We start from the raw sequence: 15,486 nt of genomic DNA, 5'->3' as shown, positions 1-15,486 counted from the left end.
CCCGACGTCGGCGACGCTGCTGCGGCTCAGCCGCGCCGTCGTCGGGCGCGACGACGCGCTGCGCGCCGTGCTGGACACCGCCGCCGCGCAGGCCGTCGAGGCCGCCGAGGCCGTCCGCGAGCAGGCCCGCCGCGAGCTGCTGCGCTACGGCGGCCTCACGGCGCTGCTGCTGGTGCTCTCCCTCGGCGGCGTGCTCGGCGTCAGCCGCTCGATCGCCGGCCCGCTGGCCCGCCTGGCCGCCGCCGCCCGCGCCATCAGCCTCGGCGACCTCGTCGACGTGCGCGTCGAGGGACCGCTGGAGGCGCGCACCGTGGCCCGCGGCCTGGACGCCGCCGTCACCAGCCTGCGCACGGTGCAGGCCCAGGCGCAGGCCGTCGCCGACGGGGCGCTGGACGCCGAGATCGTGCGCCGGCCGCTGGGCGGCCCCCTCGGCGCCGTCGTGCACGCCTCCGTCCAGCAGATCATCACCGCCGTCCACGAGCGCGAGCGGCTGCAGGAGGACCTGGCGCACCAGGCCTCCCACGACGCGCTGACCGCGCTGCCCAACCGGGCCGAGGCCCTGGCCCGGACCGACCGCGCGCTGCGCCGCACGGCCCGCACCGGCGACCGCGTCGGGCTGCTGTTCATCGACCTCGACCAGTTCAAGGCCGTCAACGACACCCTCGGCCACGGCGCCGGCGACGACGTGCTGCGGACCGTGGCGCAGCGCCTGCGCGAGCGGGTGCGCGCCGTCGACGTCGTCGCCCGCCTCGGCGGCGACGAGTTCGTCGTCGTCGTCGAGCCCGTCACCGACGTCGAGGGCCTGGTCGACCTCGGCCGCCAGCTCATCGAGACCGTCTCCGCGCCCATCGCCGTCGGCGGGCACGGCGGCGCGCGGGGCGAGTGCGAGGCCCGCACCGGCGCCAGCGTCGGCATCGCCGTCAGCCGCCCCGGCGGGGGGGTGGAGGCGGTCGACGCCGACCGGCTGCTGCAGGAGGCGCACACCGCCGCCTACCGCGCCAAGGGCGCCGGCCGCGGGCGCGTGGAGGTCTACGACGACGAGCTGCGCCGGGCGCTGGCCGAGCGGGCCGCGCTCGAGGAGGGCCTGCGGCACGCGCTGGCCGCCGACGAGCTCGTCCTGCACTACCAGCCCGTCACCGACCTGGCCACGGGCCGGGTCCGCAGCGTCGAGGCGCTGGTGCGCTGGCAGCGGCCCGGCGAGGGCCTGGTGCCCCCGGGCCGCTTCATCCCCGTCGCCGAGAGCTCGGACCTGATCTGCGACCTCGGCCGCTGGGCCCTGCGCACCTCGCTGGCCCAGCTGGTCGCCTTCGACCGCGAGGGCGGGCCGTGCGCGGGGCTGCGGGTGGCCGTCAACGTCTCCGGGCGCCACCTGCGCTCCCCGCGCCTGCTGGACGACGTGCGCGAGGCGCTGGCGGGCGCCGGCATCGCCCCCGACCGGCTGACGCTGGAGATCACCGAGACCGTCATGGTGGAGGACCGCGTCGCCTGGGCCCGGCTGGAGGAGCTGCGCGCCGTGGGCGTGCGGGTGGCCATCGACGACTTCGGCACCGGGTACACCTCCTTCGGCCAGCTGGCCCGGGTGCCCGTGGACGTGCTGAAGGTCGACCGCAGCTTCGTCGCCTCCGACGACCCGCGCACGGTGGAGCTGGTGCGCCTGGTCGTGGGCGCCGCGCGCAGCTTCGGGCTCGGCGTCGTCGCCGAGGGCGTGGAGGAGCCCGGGCAGGTGCGCGCGCTGCAGGCCACCGGCTGCGACACCGCGCAGGGGTTCTGGTTCGCCCGGCCGGTGCCGGCGCAGGCGCTGGCCGGGGCCGTGCTCGGCTGCGCCGACGCCTTCGAGCGCAGCCGCCCGTTCGAGACCGTGCCCTGAGTCGGCGTACGCTCCCGTGGGTCCTTCACGAGGAGACGACGACGTGCCCACCACGAGCACCGCACCGGCCGGCCTGAGCGCGGGTTCCGTCAGCGACGACGCCATCCGGTCCTGCATGACCAACTGCACCAGGGGCGAGGCGCACCGCATGCGCGTGCCGGCCTGGGTGCGCGGCAGCGACCCCGTCCACGAGGTGGTCGGCTGGCGCGACCCCCGCTCCGCCGAGCGCGGCTGGCTGCTCGTGCCGCTCGGCGAGGCCGTCGTCGGCCTGGCGCTGCGCGCCGCGCCCGGCGGCGGTGCGCGCACCACCGCCGTGTGCGACCTGTGCGGCACCACCCGCGCGCCCGGCGAGGTGTCGCTGTTCGTGGCCGCGCGGGCCGGGGAGCCCGGGCGCCGGCGGGAGGCCGTCGGCACCCACGCGTGCAGCGACCTCGCCTGCGCGGACAACGTGCGGGTCCTGCGCCCCACCCCCACCCTGCGCCCCGAGCCCGGGCTGAGCATCGCCGAGCGCGCCCGGGCGCTGCACGAGCGGGCGGTCGCCTTCGCGCAGCGGGTGCTCGCCACCGCCTGAGGCGGCCGGTGGGCCCGTCCCGGGCCCCGGGGGTTCGAGCCCGGCGGGTGCGGGTAGCTGGGGGGCATGCAGAAGCAGCTCGCCGCCGGGCGGCCCTCCCTTGCCCGGCGCCTGTCCTGGGTCGGCGTCCTCGCCGCGGGGGTGATCGCCTACGTCGTCGTCCTCGACGTCATGGTGAGCACCCGCAACCTCAACTTCTTCCCCTCGCTGCTGCTCATCGGCTCCATCACGGTGCCGCTGGCGGTGCTGACCTTTGCCGACCTCGGCGGGCGCGACGTGCCCGTGCGCGGCTGGCTGGTGGCCACCGCGGCCATCGGCGGCGGGGTCGTCGGCACGGTCGCCGCGGGCCTGTGGGAGTACCGCTCGATGGTGCAGCTGGGCCCGCTGTCGATCCTGCTCGTCGGCGTCATCGAGGAGGCCGCCAAGCTCATCGTCCCGCTGGTGCTGCTGGTGCTCACCCGCCCGCGCGACCCGCGCGGCGGCATCGTCGTGGGCATCGCCGCCGGCACCGGCTTCGCGGTGCTGGAGACGATGGGCTACGGCTTCCAGGCGCTGCTGTCGGCCGGCAGCGTCGACGCCGTCGGCCAGACGCTGCTGCTGCGCGGGCTGCTCTCGCCGGCCGGCCACCTGGCCTGGACGGCGTTCGTGGTGGCCGCGCTGTGGCGGGTGCCCACGGCGCGCCGGCGCGGGCGGGCGTTCGCCGGGGTCGTCGGCGCGTACGCGCTGGCGGTGGTGCTGCACACGCTGTGGGACGTCTCGCAGCGGCTGTCGGTGCACGTGGTCGTCGTGCTCGTCAGCCTCGCGCTGCTGCTCGTGCTGACCCACCGCGCGCACACCGGCCGCTCCCTGCAGCCGGTGGAGGGGGGCCGGCCGGTGGAGGCGGTGCACCGGTGAGCGCACCGGTGAGCGCACCGGTGAGCGCACCGCGGCGGGCCTGGGAGCTGTACCGCGCCTGGCGCAACCTGCCGGCGAGCGCGCTGGCGCTGGGCTGGGCGCGGCTGAACGGCGCCCGGATCACCGTCGGTGCGGACCTGTTCGTGGAGGCCGCCGGGATGCCGCGCGGCACCTACGGGCGGGGAGGCACGACAGTCGGCAACGTGTGGCTCTTCGGGGAGCTGGGCGGCGAGCGCCGCCGCCGGCACGAGGTGCGCCACGCCGACCAGTACGCGCTGCTGGGCACGGTGCCGTTCCTGGCGCTGTACGGGCTGAACGCGCTGGTGACGCGGAACCTGCCGCACCGCAACGTCTTCGAGCGCTGGGCGGGGCTGGCGGACGGGGGCTACGCCGACCCGGGGCCGGCGCTGGTGTAGGTTGGCGGAGCTTCGTGCGGACGTAGCGCAGTTGGTAGCGCATCACCTTGCCAAGGTGAGGGTCGCGAGTTCGAGTCTCGTCGTCCGCTCTCCCGGCCGGCCCCCTCCTCGAGGGGTGCCGGCCGCACCCGCACCGCCAGCACCGCGACGTCGTCCTCCGCGTGCCCGGCCACCACCGCCAGCGCCGCGTCGCACGCCTCCTCCGGGGTCATGTCCGCGAAGGCCGCGGCGCTCTGCGCCAGCCACGCCAGCCCCTCGTCGATCGAGGCGCCGCGCCGCTCCACGAGGCCGTCGGTGTAGAGCAGCACCGTGGCGCCCGCGGGCAGGCCGTGGACGTGGTCGGCGCGCGGCTGGTCGGCGTCCAGGCCCAGCAGCAGGTCGGGGCTGGTGCGCAGCAGCTCCACGGAGCCGTCGGGGGAGACGACCAGCGGCGGCGGGTGGCCGGCGTTGGACCAGCGCAGCCGCCAGTCCCGCGTGCCCTCCAGGGGCTCGATGGTGGCCAGGACGCCGGTGGCCAGCGCCCCGACGCCGAGGTCGCGCATGGCGCGGTCCAGGGCCGCCAGCGCGGCGGCGGGCGAGACCTCCAGCGAGTAGCCGATGCCGCGCAGCAGGTTGCGCACCTGCCCCATCGCGGCGGCGGCGTCCTGGTCGTGGCCGGTGACGTCGCCGATGACCAGGCAGGTGGTGCCGCCGGCGGTGAGGAAGGCGTCGTGCCAGTCACCGCCGACCTGGGCGTGCTCGGCGGCCGGCAGGTAGCGCGCGGCGATCTCCAGGTGGTCCGGGTGGGGCGCGGAGGTGAGCAGGCTGCGCTGCAGCGTCTCGGCGAGGCTGCGGACGGCGTCGGCGGCCGTGCGCTCGGCGCGCAGCGCCCGCACCCGGTCCACGGCCTGGGCGGTGGAGGCGGCCAGCGCGGTCACCAGGTCGACGTCCTCGGCCGGCACCTCCCGCTCGCCGCGCCACGACAGCCCGAGGGCGCCGACGGCGCGGTCGGCGGCCAGCCGCAGCGGCCACGCGGCCGTGGTGCGCCCGTCGGCCGCCGCGACGACGGGGGTGCCGCCGAGCGCCCGGCCCAGCACCTGCGCGGCGGGGTCGAGCTCGTCGCCGAGGACCACCAGGCGGCCGCCCTCGTCGGCGTCCAGCAGGCCCAGCGCGACGCCGTCGGCCTCCAGCAGCGTCGCGCCGCCGTCCTCGAGCACGCGCAGCACGTCGGCCTCCTGCTCCACCTGCGACATGGCGCGGGTGACGGCGACGAGCCGGGCCAGGCGCTGGGCCTGGCGCTGCTGCAGGTCGGCGCGGCGGCGCTCGGCCTCGTAGGAGGCGGCCGCGGACAGGGCGTCGCCGACGGTGGCGGCGACCAGGCGCACGAAGTCGCGGTAGGCGGCGTCGACGGCGATGGTGGGCGACAGGCGGGCGGCCAGCACGCCCGGGGAGTCGCCGCCGAGGGCGGCGGGGATGCGCACCCACGCGGTCGGCGCCCCGTCCTCCCCCTCGCGCACGAGCACCTGGCGGGCGCGCAGCGGCTCGGGCGGCTCGGGCAGCCGCCGCGGCGCGCCCGGCAGCTGCAGGTCGACGTCGGGCAGGTCCAGGGGGGCGGTGCCGAGCACGTCGAGCGCGCGCTGGGCCAGCTCCAGCGGCGGCTGCAGCTCGCTGGCGAGGTCGCCGAGCCGGGTGAGCAGCTCCAGGCGGCGGTGGTCCTGCACCTGCCGGGTGGTCTCCACGGTGATGTCCATGACGCCCGCGACGCGGCCGTCGTCCTCGCGCAGCGGCGAGTAGGAGAAGGTGTGGAAGCTCTCCTCGGGGAAGCCGCGGCGGTCCAGCAGCAGCGGCATGTCCACCGACCAGGTCGCCGCACCGGCCAGCGCCGTGTCGAACAGCACGCTGATGTCGTCCCAGGCCTCGGGGAAGACCTCGCGCACCGGCCGGCCCAGCGCGGCGGGGTGCTTGTCGCCGATGAGCGCGGCGTACGCGGTGTTGTAGACCATGACGAGCTCCGGGCCCCAGCACACCAGCGCGGCGAAGCGGGTGCCGAGCGCGACCTCCAGCGACCGGCGCAGCGCCGGGCTCCAGCCGGCCGGGTCCCCGAGCGGGGTGGCCGCCCAGTCCACGGCCTCGTAGGCGGCGCGCAGCTGCGCCGCGCCGCCGAACGGCAGCCTGCTCACCACGTCGCGCTCACCACGGCGTCGAACCTACCGGCGCCCGGCGGGCCCGGCCCTCCCGCCGTGCGCGGGCGGGGGATGACGCGGCGGCCCCCGTGCGTTACCGTGCTGATTGAAACTTCAAGCAACGAGGGGGACACCGTGGAGATCGGCATCAGCGCGTTCGCGGAGACGACGCCGGACCCGGCGAGCGGCGCGACGATCAGCCACGCCGAGCGGCTGCGCGAGGTCGTCGAGGAGATCGAGCTGGCCGACCGGGTGGGCCTGGACGTCTACGCCCTCGGCGAGCACCACCGCCCCGACTACGCCGCCTCCGCCCCCGCCGTCGTGCTCGCGGCCGCCGCCACCCGCACCTCGCGCATCCGCCTCTCCAGCGCCGTCACCGTCCTCAGCTCCGACGACCCCGTGCGGGTCTTCCAGCAGTTCGCCACCCTCGACGGGCTCTCCGGCGGGCGCGCCGAGGTCATGGCCGGCCGCGGCTCCTTCATCGAGAGCTTCCCGCTCTTCGGCTACGACCTCGGCGACTACGACGAGCTGTTCGCCGAGAAGCTGGAGCTGCTGCTGGCGATCCGGGAGGACCCCGAGCGCGTGCAGTGGGCGGGCGGCAAGCACCGCCCGGCGATCCCCGGGCTGGGCGTCTACCCGCGCCCGGTGCAGCAGCGGCTGCCGGTGTGGGTCGCCGTCGGCGGCAACCCGCAGTCCGTCGTGCGCGCCGGCACCCTCGGGCTGCCGCTGGCGCTGGCCATCATCGGCGGGATGCCCGAGCAGTTCGCCCCGCTGGCCGAGCTGTACCGCGAGGCGGGCCGCCGCGCCGGGCACGACCCCGCGACGCTGCGGGTGGCGACCCACTCGCACGGCTTCGTCGCGGAGAGCACCCGGCGCGCCGAGGAGGTCCACTTCCGCCCCTACCAGGCCGTCATGAACGGCCTGGGCCGCGAGCGCGGCTGGAACCACTTCTCGCGCACCAGCTACGAGGCGGCCCGCAGCCGCCGCGGCGCCCTGCTCGTCGGCTCCCCGCAGGAGGTCGCCGAGAAGATCCTCTTCCAGCACGAGCAGCTGGGCATCGACCGCTTCATGCTGCACCTGAGCGCCGGCACGATGCCGCACGCCGACGTCATGGCGGCCGTGGAGCTGCTGGGCACCGAGGTCGCGCCGCTGGTGCGCAAGGAGCTCGGCGACTGAGGGCCCGGGCGCGACGGAGCCCGGCGGCGGGGCGCTGCCCCCGGCCGCCGGGCTCCGGTCGACTCCCGGTCCGGTTCCCGGCTCAGCGCCGGCGCAGGACCAGCCAGACGGCGACGGCGGTGGCCGCCACGATCGCGCCCAGCAGCACCCCGCTCTGCTGCTTGGCCGAGCCCGGCGCGCTCGCCGAGACGCCCTGCACCTTCGTGCCCGCGGTGTGCACCGTGGAGGTGGCGTGCCCGCGCAGCTCGTCGACCTTGTGCAGCGCCTGGGCCTTGACGTCCTCGACCTTGTGCTGGGCCTGGGCCTTGACGTCGTCGACCTTCGCCTGCGCCTGCGCCTTCACGTCGGCCTTGGCGGCGAGCGCGTCGGCCGTCGCGGCCAGGCGGTCGCGGGTGACCTCGATGTCGCGCTCGAGCGCGGCGCGGTCGGTGGGCACGCCGTTGGCGCCCCTCTGGGTCTCGCTCACCGGTGGAACCCCTCCTTGGCCGCGGCCACGTCCTGCTTGACGCTGTCGACGGCCGCCTCCGGCACCGGCGAGCCGACCTGCTGGACCTCCTTCTTGCCCAGCAGCCCGACCACGACCGCCACCGCGATGAGCAGGACGCCCACGATGAGGGCGGCCAGCCAGGCGTCGACGGCGAGCGAGAGCGCGAGGATCGCCGTGGTGACCAGGGCGCCGAAGCCGAAGAAGGCCAGCAGCCCGGCGGCGGAGAACATGCCGATCCCGATGCCGGCCTTCTTGCCCTTCTCGGCCAGGTCCATCTTGGCCAGCTGCACCTCGTCGCGGACGAGGTGGGAGACCGTCTCGGTGAGCTGGCTGACCAGCTGACCGACGCTCTCGTCGCCGCGGGCCGGGGTCGTGACCGGCCCCGGTCCCGTGGACACGCTGAGGTCGTCCACCCTCGTGGATCCCGTCGGTTGGCTCATGCCTCCAGGTGTACCCCGGCGCGGGCCGGACGACACCCCGAGATCACCGCGCACCCCCCGGCGGCGCGCGGTGCCCCCTCGCTCAGCGCATGTGCGGGTACTCGTGCCCGGTCGGCGGCAGGAGGTTCTCCTTGATCGAGCGCGGGCTCGTCCAGCGCTGCAGGTTGAGGATCGAGCCGGCCTTGTCGTTGGTGCCCGAGGCGCGCGAGCCGCCGAACGGCTGCTGGCCGACGACCGCGCCGGTCGGCTTGTCGTTGACGTAGAAGTTGCCCGCGGCGAAGCGCAGCTCGCGCTGGGCCTGCGCCACGGCCCGGCGGTCGGTGGCGAGCACGGCGCCGGTCAGCCCGTAGGGGGAGCCGGACTCCACGGTGCGCAGCGCCTGCTCCCAGGCGCCGGGGCGCGCGTCGTCGTAGACGTGGACGGCGAGGATCGGCCCGAAGTACTCGGTGCAGAAGGCGTCGTCCGTCGGGTCCTCGCCCAGCAGCACCGTCGGGCGCACGAACCAGCCCTCGGAGTCGTCGACGGTGCCGCCGGCCGCCACCCGGACCCCGTCGGCGGCGCGGGCGCGCTCGATCGCCGCCGCGTTCCTCGCGAAGGAGCGGGCGTCGATGACGGCGCCGCCGAAGTTCGACAGGTCGGTGACGTCGCCGAAGCGCAGCGCGTCGACGTCGGCCAGGAAGCGCTCGCCCATCCGCTCCCACACCGAGCGCGGCACGAAGGCGCGCGAGGCCGCCGAGCACTTCTGCCCCTGGTACTCGAAGGCGCCCAGCAGCATCGCCGTCGACAGCACGTCCGGGTCGGCCGAGGGGTGGGCCAGGACGAAGTCCTTGCCGCCGGTCTCCCCCACCAGGCGCGGGTAGGTGCGGTAGCCGGCGACGTTCTCCCCCACCGTGCGCCACAGGTGCTGGAAGGTGGCGGTGGAGCCGGTGAAGTGGATCCCGGCCAGCCGCGGGTCGGCGAGCACGACCTCGGAGACGGCCCGCCCGTCGCCGGGCAGCATGTTGACCACGCCGGGCGGCAGGCCCGCGGCCTCCAGCAGGCGCATCGTCCACCAGGCCGACAGCGTCTGGGTGGGCGACGGCTTCCACACCACGGTGTTGCCCATGAGGGCCGGCGCGGTCGGCAGGTTCGCCGCGATGGCGGTGAAGTTGAACGGGGTGACCGCGTAGACGAAGCCCTCCAGCGGGCGGTGGTCCAGGCGGTTCCACACCCCCGGCGAGCTGACCGGCTGCTCGGCGATGAGGCGGCGGCCGAAGGCGACGTTGAAGCGCCAGAAGTCCACCAGCTCGCAGGGCGCGTCGATCTCCGCCTGCTGGGCGCTCTTGGACTGCCCGAGCATCGTGGCGGCGGCGATGCGCTCGCGCCAGGGCCCGGCGAGCAGGTCCGCCGCGCGCAGGAACACCGCGGCGCGCTCGTCGTAGTCCATCGCCGCCCACCCGGGGGCGGCGGCCGTGGCGGCCTCGACGGCCGCCTGCGCGTCGGCGCGGGTGGCGCTCGCGAAGGTGCCCAGCACAGCGGCGTGCCGGTGCGGCTGGACGACGTCGACGCGCTCGCCGCCGCCGAGCGACTGCACGCCGCCGATCGTCTGGGTGAGCTCCACCGGGTTCGCCGCCTGCTCGGCGAGGGCGTCGGTGAGCAGCTTGCGCTCCGCGCTGCCCGGCGCGTAGCCGTGGACGGGCTCGTTGCGCGGGACGGGGACCTCGGTCACGGACTGCACGGGGGTTCCTCCGGGGGTCTGGGGCGTCGGCGGACGACGGGGCGTCAGCGGGTGACGAGGGAGCGGGCGAAGAAGGCGAGGTTGGCCGGGCGCTCGGCGAGGCGGCGGGAGAAGTAGCCGTACCAGTCGGTGCCGTAGGGCACGTACACGCGCACGGCGTGCCCGGCGGCGGCCAGCCGCCGCTGCTCGGGCACCCGGATCCCGTAGAGCATCTGGAACTCGTAGGAGGCGCGGTCGCGGCCGGCGACGAGCTCCTCGGCGATGCGCACGATCCGCAGGTCGTGGGTGGCGATCATCGGGTGGGCGCCGCCGTCGAGCAGCGTGCGCAGGCAGCGCACGTACGCCTTGTCGACGTCGGCCTTGGCCGGGGCGGCGACCTCGGCGGGCTCGGCGTAGGCGCCCTTGACCAGCCGCACCCGGGAGCCGGGGACGGCCAGCTCGCGCGCGTCGCCCGCGGTGCGGAAGAGCATCGACTGCAGCACGCAGCCCAGGCGCGGGAAGTCGGCGCGCAGCGCGCGCACGCTCGCCAGGGTGTCCTCGACGCGGGTGTGGTCCTCCATGTCGACGGTGACGTCGACGCCCGCGGCGGTGGCGTGCGCGACGAGGTCGCGGGCGCGCTCGGTGGCCCGCCGCGGCCCGGCCGGGCCCAGGGCCTGGCCCAGCGCGGACAGCTTCACCGAGACCTCGCCGCCCTCGGCGAGGCCCTCGGCGGCCAGCCGGTCGACGAGCTCGCGGTAGCCGGCGACGGTGGCGTCGGCCTGGGCCTCGTCGGTGACGTCCTCGCCGAGGCGGTCGAGGGTGACGGCGATGCCGTCGTCGGCCAGGGCGCGCGCGGCGCGCACCGCGGCCTCGACGTCGTCGCCGGCGACGAAGCGCTCCACGACGGGGCGGCTGAGGCCGCTGCCGGTCACGAGCGAGCGCACGCCGGGGGTGCCGGCGACGCCGAGCAGGAGTTGTCCGAACACGCTTCGACGCTAGGACCGCGCGTGGCCGCGCGCGATGGACGGACGTCACGTCTTCCCCCCGGCCCGTCGTCCAGGTGGATGATGGGCCGGTGAGCTCGCCCACCGGTCCCGCGGAGCTGCAGGACCTCGTCGACACCGTCGCCGACCTCACGGGGGCCCCGGCGACGCTGGAGGACCGCGACCTGCACCTGGTGGCCTCCTCCGGCCACGACGACGTCATCGACGAGGTGCGCCGCTCCTCGATCCTGCGCCGGCGCTCCGACCCGGCCGTGCAGCGGCTCTTCGCCGGCTTCGGCATCGCCCGCGCCACCGGGCCGCTGCGCGTCCCCGGCGACCCGGCGGCCGGGCGGCTGGCCCGCTGGTGCCTGCCGGTGCGCTGGCGGCAGGTCACCTACGGCTACGTGTGGCTGCTGGACCCGCACGGGCGGGTGCGCGCCGAGCAGCTGGAGCGCGCCCACGACGTCCTCGACCTCGTCGCGGCGACCCTGGCCACCCGGGCGCGCGCCGCCGACCGCACGACGTGGGCGGTCGGCGAGCTGCTGTCGGCCGACACCGGCGCCCGCGCCCGCGCCGCGGAGGAGCTGCACCGCGACGGGCTGCTGACGGCCCCGGTGCGGGTGGTGGCGCTGGCCCCGGTGGGCGGCGGCCCGGCCGGGGCGGTCAACGCGTGGCTGCTGCCGCGCGCCGTGCTCACCGCCGCCGTCGGGCGCCGCGCCGCGCTCGTCGTGCCGACGCCGCTGGCGGGCACCGACGTCGCCGAGCGGGCCGCGGCCGCGCTGGCCCCCCAGCACCCCGGTGGGGTCGCGGCCGGGGTCTCCGCGCCGGTGGCCGCGCTCGAGGCCCACACCGGCTGGCGGCAGGCCGACGCCGCGCTGCGCGCCGGCGGGGCCGGGGTGCGCGACTGGGAGCGCCTGGGCGCGCTGCGCCTGCACGCCCTCGCCGGGCCCGCCGCCCTCGCGGAGGTGGTGCGCGACGAGCGGGCCCGGCGGCTGCTGGCCGCCGACCCCGAGCTGGTGCGGACCGCCCGCACCTACCTGGACCTGGCCGGCAGCGCCCAGCGCACCGCGGCGGCGCTGTCCGTCCACCGCCAGACGCTCTACCACCGGCTGCGGCGCGTGCAGGAGGTCAGCGGCTACGACCTGGACTCCGGCGCCGACCGGCTGGCGCTGCACCTGGCGCTGGTGCTGGGGGCGCCGGGCCCCTCCGGTCCTCCCGGTCCTCCCGCGGACGCCTCGTGACCTGTGGACGATGCGTGATCTTCCACGGTGCACCGTGGAAGATCACGCGTGGTCCACAGGTCACGGCGTGGGGGTGAGGGTGACCCGGCCGGTGGAGGGGGTCAGGAGCGCCTCGCCGCGCTGGAAGCGCTGGCGCACCCGGTCCGGCCCGTCCGGGCGCTCGCCGCCGGTGGGGTAGCCCAGCGGGCCCGCCTCCCAGCCGCTGGCCGCCCACGCCTGGCGCACCGCGCCGAGCACGGCGTGCGCGCCGGTGCCCGGGCTCCAGTACACCGACGAGCCGCCGCTGCCCTCGAAGTGGTTGCAGCGGCCCCGCCCGTCCGGGGTGACCAGCTCGTCGGTCGTCGGGTAGCCCAGCGGGCCCGCCTCCCAGCCCAGGCGCTCCCAGGCGTCGCGCAGCTCGCCGTGGACGGCGTGCGCGCCGGTGCGCTCGGTCCAGTAGATCGACGAGCCGCCCGTGCCCGCGAAGTGGTTGTAGCGCCCCCGCCCGTCCGGGGTCGCCAGCTCGTCGGTGACCGGGTAGCCGCACAGCCCCGCCTCCCAGCCGAGGGCGCGCCAGGTCTCGCGGATGGCGCCGTGCACCTCGTGGGCGCCGGTCTCGGGGCTCCAGTGGATCGAGCCGCGCTGGAAGTGGTTGAAGCGGCCGCGCCCGTCGGGCGTGGCGGTCTCGTCGGTGACCGGGTAGCCCAGGACCCCCGCCTCCCAGCCGGTGCGCGCCCAGGCGTCGCGGATCAGCCCGTGCACCTCGTGGGTGCCGGAGGCGGCGGAGGTGTAGATCGAGCCGGCGTCGAAGTGCTGGTAGCGCCCGTCGCGCGCCGGCGTGCTCAGCTCCGGGGTGCGGGCCTCGCCGAGGACGCCGCCCGGGCCGCCGAGGGCGGTGTGGTGGCGGCCGACGGGCGTGCAGTCCTCCAGGGCGGGCGCGGAGTGCGAGCCCGTGCGCTGGTCGGTGGCCGAGGTCGTCGAGCAGTCCCAGGCGGGGATCCGCCACGGCGGCGTGCACGTGACCACCCGGCACCACACCGGGCCGGTGCAGCGCACGTCCTGGGTGCACTGCCCGTAGCGGAACTCGTTGCAGCACACCCGCCGCCTGTCGCACTGGCCGGCCGGCCCGCACCCGCAGGAGCAGTCGCGGCAGCCCTCGCCGCAGAAGGTGGCCCGGCCGCCGCACCCGCACGAGCAGTAGCTGTGGCAGTCGACGTAGTAGCGCGCGCCGCCGCAGCAGTAGCCGGACCCGTCGGACTTCCACCAGCCGCCGACGAGGCTGCCCGGCGGGCACCTGTTGACCCCGCCGTTGATCGTCGCGCAGAAGACCGTGTACCCCGAGGTGCACGCCGCGTCGATGCCGCAGACCGCGGCGTAGGCGCTCTGCGGCTTGAGGACGTAGCCGACCGGCGCCACCGCCAGGGCCGAGCCCACGACGGCCGAGCGCGCCAGGAACCCGCGCCGGCTGGTGCGCCGCTCCAGGGCGCCGGAGGCCCTGGTGACGAGGGTGTCGAGCAGGCTCACGACGGGCTCCCGGGGTCGACGGCGAGGGTGGCCAGGACGGGTGCGAGGCGGTTGACGAGCTCGGCGCGGCGGGCGTGGCTGCCGAGCACCACGTAGAGGCAGAACGCGCGCCCGCCGACCTGGAAGAACCACTGCCGGCCCGACTGGCCGGGGATCGTGCGCTGCAGCTGCGCGGGCTGGAAGTCCGCGGCGGTCGGGACGGGGAAGCCGCGGTCGGCGAACAGCGCCGTCGCGCACGCCTCGGGCTCGTGCTCGAAGAGCGCGACGAACAGGTCCCCCGCGCCCAGGCTCGCGGTGACCCCGCCGCCGAAGTCCCCGCGCACCTCCGGCAGCGCCACCGTGGCCGCGTGCAGCACGGGGCGCCGGCGCGAGCCCGGGTCGTGGCCCTCCGGCGCGCGGCGGGTGATCCGCACGTCCCAGCCCGGTGGCGCCTCCAGCCCCACCCCGTGCGCCTGCAACCTCACAGCCACCCCTCCGTCCCGACGAGCGCTCCCGCGAGCGCGGTCCCCAGCGCGAGCGCGCCCAGCGCCACGGCCGCGGCGGTCGCGGCGGCGCCCCGCCGGCCCGCCGGGGCCAGCGCCTCCAGGCGCCGGTGCGCGGCGCCCAGCCGCTGCGGCGTCGTGACCCCGCGCACGGCCAGCAGCGGCAGCGCGCGCACCAGCCCGAAGGTGGCGCCCACCAGCGCCCCGCCGGCCGGGTCGCCGGTGAGCAGGGCCAGCAGCAGGGCCAGGTGGGTCAGCGGCGAGGTCACGATCGTCACCACGCCCACGCCGAGCTGGGCGCCGTAGCCGAAGCCGTAGACCCAGCCGCGGTAGCGGTGCAGCCAGTCCTCGTCGACCTGGCGGTGCCACGTCGGCAGCGCCGGCAGCCGGCCCAGCTCGACGGCGAGGGCCACGAGGGCGCACAGCGCCAGCACCAGGGCCGCGGCGAGCGCGGCGGGCGGCCGCTCCAGCGGCAGCAGGTCCCCGGCCAGGCCCAGCAGGAGACCGGCGGCGGTGCCGCCGAGGGCGGAGCCGAGGAGGTGGGCACCGGTCGTGACCGACCAGCGGGCGGCGCGGCCCCGCTCACCGAGCGGGGTGATGCTGGAGAGCATCGACTCGCCTCAAGGCGACCACAGGGCCCGCAGCGCCGCCGCGGCCGCCGCGGGGACCCCGGCGACCAGGGCCCAGTCCGTCGGCTGCACGCGCTCAGCCGTGCCGGTGGGGGGCGTCGGCGGCCGAGAGCTCCTCGGCCGTCACCTCCAGGCTCGGGTGGCCCGGCGCGATGCCCGCGGCCAGCAGCTCGGCGTCGGCGCGCGCCTCGCGGTGCGCGCCGGAGGAGCCGCCCGCGGCGAGCAGCGGCAGCCGGGAGCGCGCGTGGTCGTGGTCGCGGGCGTGCGCGCGCCGGGACAGCTCCCGGTCGCCGACGGCCTCGCCGACCAGCCGCTGCACCTGCTCCCAGCCGGTCGCGCTGCCCTCGCCCGCCACCCGCCCGGTGGTGCCGTCGACGAGGGCGAAGTACGGGGAGCCGGGGACCTCGTAGCCCTCCCAGGTGCTCGTCGACATCACGACGAGCAGGTCGTCGGCGGCCAGCCGCGCGACGGCGCTGGCGCTCTCGCGCTCGGCGCCCTGCGTGACGACGACCAGGCGGGTGGCCGGGGGCAGCCCGAGGTCGCCGCCCGCGCGCAGCCGCTCCCAGATGCCGTGGCAGGTCAGGCACCCGCTGGAGAGGAAGGCGACGAGGGTGTCCTGGCCGGAGGCGGTGACGGCCACCTGGACGCTGTCCCCGGCGGGCGTCGTGCCGGCGACGTCGGGGGCGCCGGCGCCCGTCAGGCCCGCCGGGCCGACCACGCCGCGGCCCACCTCGAACGGTGCGCCGAGCCCGCTGGCGGGGGTGCCGGGGGCGGTGTCCTCGCGCCCGGCGCCCAGCTCGTGCAGCGAGCGCAGGATCTCCGCGTGGCTGCGCAGCAGCCCCGCCACGAGCAGCGCGAGCAGGACGACGGCGAGGAGGAGACCGCAGACCAGCACGGTCAGCACGGTGGTGCTCACGGGGCGCTCCGGGGGGCGAGGGC

At 77.1% G+C, this 15,486-nt stretch carries 14 protein-coding genes, 1 tRNA gene and 1 pseudogene; 7 read left to right on the top strand and 9 right to left on the bottom strand.

All coding sequences use genetic code 11. The annotated features are described in order from the left end of the window. The 5 genes from GTQ99_RS09750 to GTQ99_RS09730 form a co-directional block, all read left to right on the top strand. A partial coding sequence (locus GTQ99_RS09750) for a putative bifunctional diguanylate cyclase/phosphodiesterase (protein ID WP_166615539.1) occupies positions 1 to 1,867 on the top strand: 1,867 nt, incomplete at its 5' end. 43 nt (positions 1,868 to 1,910) lie between these two features. Further along, a complete protein-coding gene (locus GTQ99_RS09745) occupies positions 1,911 to 2,438 on the top strand; it encodes an FBP domain-containing protein (RefSeq protein WP_338074878.1) in 528 nt (175 codons plus the stop codon). Positions 2,439 to 2,504: 66 nt separating this feature from the next. Continuing rightward, positions 2,505 to 3,332: a PrsW family intramembrane metalloprotease gene (locus tag GTQ99_RS09740; protein ID WP_166615538.1), complete on the top strand. Its 828-nt coding sequence runs from the start codon at positions 2,505 to 2,507 to the stop codon at positions 3,330 to 3,332. Beyond that, entirely contained in the window at positions 3,329 to 3,748 is a 420-nt protein-coding gene (locus GTQ99_RS09735; protein WP_166615537.1) for a hypothetical protein, read from the top strand. The genes GTQ99_RS09740 and GTQ99_RS09735 overlap by 4 nt, the downstream gene beginning before the upstream one ends. 16 nt (positions 3,749 to 3,764) lie before the next feature. After that, positions 3,765 to 3,837, top strand: a tRNA-Gly gene (locus GTQ99_RS09730). A gap of 45 nt (positions 3,838 to 3,882) precedes the next feature. Here the strand turns inward: GTQ99_RS09730 and GTQ99_RS27525 are convergent. Next, positions 3,883 to 5,730, bottom strand: a pseudogene (locus tag GTQ99_RS27525) (SpoIIE family protein phosphatase); the annotation flags it as partial. 315 nt (positions 5,731 to 6,045) lie between these two features. On the opposite strand from GTQ99_RS27525, the gene GTQ99_RS09715 reads away from it, so the two are divergent. Next, positions 6,046 to 7,086 (top strand): Atu2307/SP_0267 family LLM class monooxygenase, encoded by a 1,041-nt coding sequence (locus GTQ99_RS09715; RefSeq protein WP_166615536.1) that lies wholly within the window; start codon positions 6,046 to 6,048, stop codon positions 7,084 to 7,086. A gap of 82 nt (positions 7,087 to 7,168) precedes the next feature. Here GTQ99_RS09715 and GTQ99_RS24340 read toward each other — a convergent pair whose 3' ends face one another. The 4 genes from GTQ99_RS24340 to GTQ99_RS09695 form a co-directional block, all read right to left on the bottom strand. After that, positions 7,169 to 7,552: a DUF3618 domain-containing protein gene (locus tag GTQ99_RS24340; RefSeq protein ID WP_205707144.1), complete on the bottom strand. Its 384-nt coding sequence runs from the start codon at positions 7,550 to 7,552 to the stop codon at positions 7,169 to 7,171. Further along, positions 7,549 to 8,013 carry a phage holin family protein gene (locus GTQ99_RS09705; protein WP_166615535.1) on the bottom strand — a complete coding sequence of 155 codons (465 nt, stop codon included), beginning with the start codon at positions 8,011 to 8,013 and terminating at the stop codon, positions 7,549 to 7,551. Before GTQ99_RS09705 ends, GTQ99_RS24340 begins: the two co-directional genes overlap by 4 nt. An 82-nt stretch (positions 8,014 to 8,095) precedes the next feature. Beyond that, positions 8,096 to 9,730 carry an L-glutamate gamma-semialdehyde dehydrogenase gene (gene pruA, locus GTQ99_RS09700; protein WP_166615534.1) on the bottom strand — a complete coding sequence of 545 codons (1,635 nt, stop codon included), beginning with the start codon at positions 9,728 to 9,730 and terminating at the stop codon, positions 8,096 to 8,098. Positions 9,731 to 9,774: 44 nt separating this feature from the next. Next, positions 9,775 to 10,695: a proline dehydrogenase family protein gene (locus GTQ99_RS09695; RefSeq protein ID WP_166615533.1), complete on the bottom strand. Its 921-nt coding sequence runs from the start codon at positions 10,693 to 10,695 to the stop codon at positions 9,775 to 9,777. An 89-nt stretch (positions 10,696 to 10,784) separates the two neighbouring features. Between GTQ99_RS09695 and GTQ99_RS09690 the strand changes: the two genes are divergently transcribed. Then, a complete protein-coding gene (locus GTQ99_RS09690; protein ID WP_166615532.1) occupies positions 10,785 to 11,933 on the top strand; it encodes a helix-turn-helix domain-containing protein in 1,149 nt (382 codons plus the stop codon). A gap of 60 nt (positions 11,934 to 11,993) precedes the next feature. Here the strand turns inward: GTQ99_RS09690 and GTQ99_RS09685 are convergent, their stop codons facing one another. The 4 genes from GTQ99_RS09685 to GTQ99_RS09670 form a co-directional block, all read right to left on the bottom strand. Continuing rightward, a complete protein-coding gene (locus GTQ99_RS09685; protein WP_338074877.1) occupies positions 11,994 to 13,436 on the bottom strand; it encodes an LGFP repeat-containing protein in 1,443 nt (480 codons plus the stop codon). Then, complete coding sequence (locus GTQ99_RS09680; RefSeq protein WP_166615531.1) at positions 13,433 to 13,900, bottom strand: hypothetical protein; 468 nt, start codon at positions 13,898 to 13,900, stop codon at positions 13,433 to 13,435. The genes GTQ99_RS09685 and GTQ99_RS09680 overlap by 4 nt, the downstream gene beginning before the upstream one ends. Next, entirely contained in the window at positions 13,897 to 14,529 is a 633-nt protein-coding gene (locus GTQ99_RS09675) for a sulfite exporter TauE/SafE family protein (protein WP_166615530.1), read from the bottom strand. The genes GTQ99_RS09680 and GTQ99_RS09675 overlap by 4 nt, the downstream gene beginning before the upstream one ends. A 94-nt stretch (positions 14,530 to 14,623) precedes the next feature. Continuing rightward, positions 14,624 to 15,463: a hypothetical protein gene (locus tag GTQ99_RS09670; RefSeq protein ID WP_166615529.1), complete on the bottom strand. Its 840-nt coding sequence runs from the start codon at positions 15,461 to 15,463 to the stop codon at positions 14,624 to 14,626. Between the last annotated feature and the right edge of the window lie 23 nt (positions 15,464 to 15,486).

Origin of the sequence: Kineococcus vitellinus, assembly GCF_009906315.1 — a bacterium.
In the GTDB taxonomy this organism is placed as follows: domain Bacteria; phylum Actinomycetota; class Actinomycetes; order Actinomycetales; family Kineococcaceae; genus Kineococcus; species Kineococcus vitellinus.
Note: the sequence above shows the minus strand (reverse complement) of the source record. Positions and strands in the feature narration are given on the sequence as shown.

Coding starts and splice junctions, on each gene's coding strand:
- GTQ99_RS09675 (WP_166615530.1), bottom strand. CDS start 14,529: ATGCTCTCCAGCATCACCCCGCTCGGTGAGCGGGGCCGCGCCGCCCGC.
- GTQ99_RS09740 (WP_166615538.1), top strand. CDS start 2,505: ATGCAGAAGCAGCTCGCCGCCGGGCGGCCCTCCCTTGCCCGGCGCCTG.
- GTQ99_RS09705 (WP_166615535.1), bottom strand. CDS start 8,013: ATGAGCCAACCGACGGGATCCACGAGGGTGGACGACCTCAGCGTGTCC.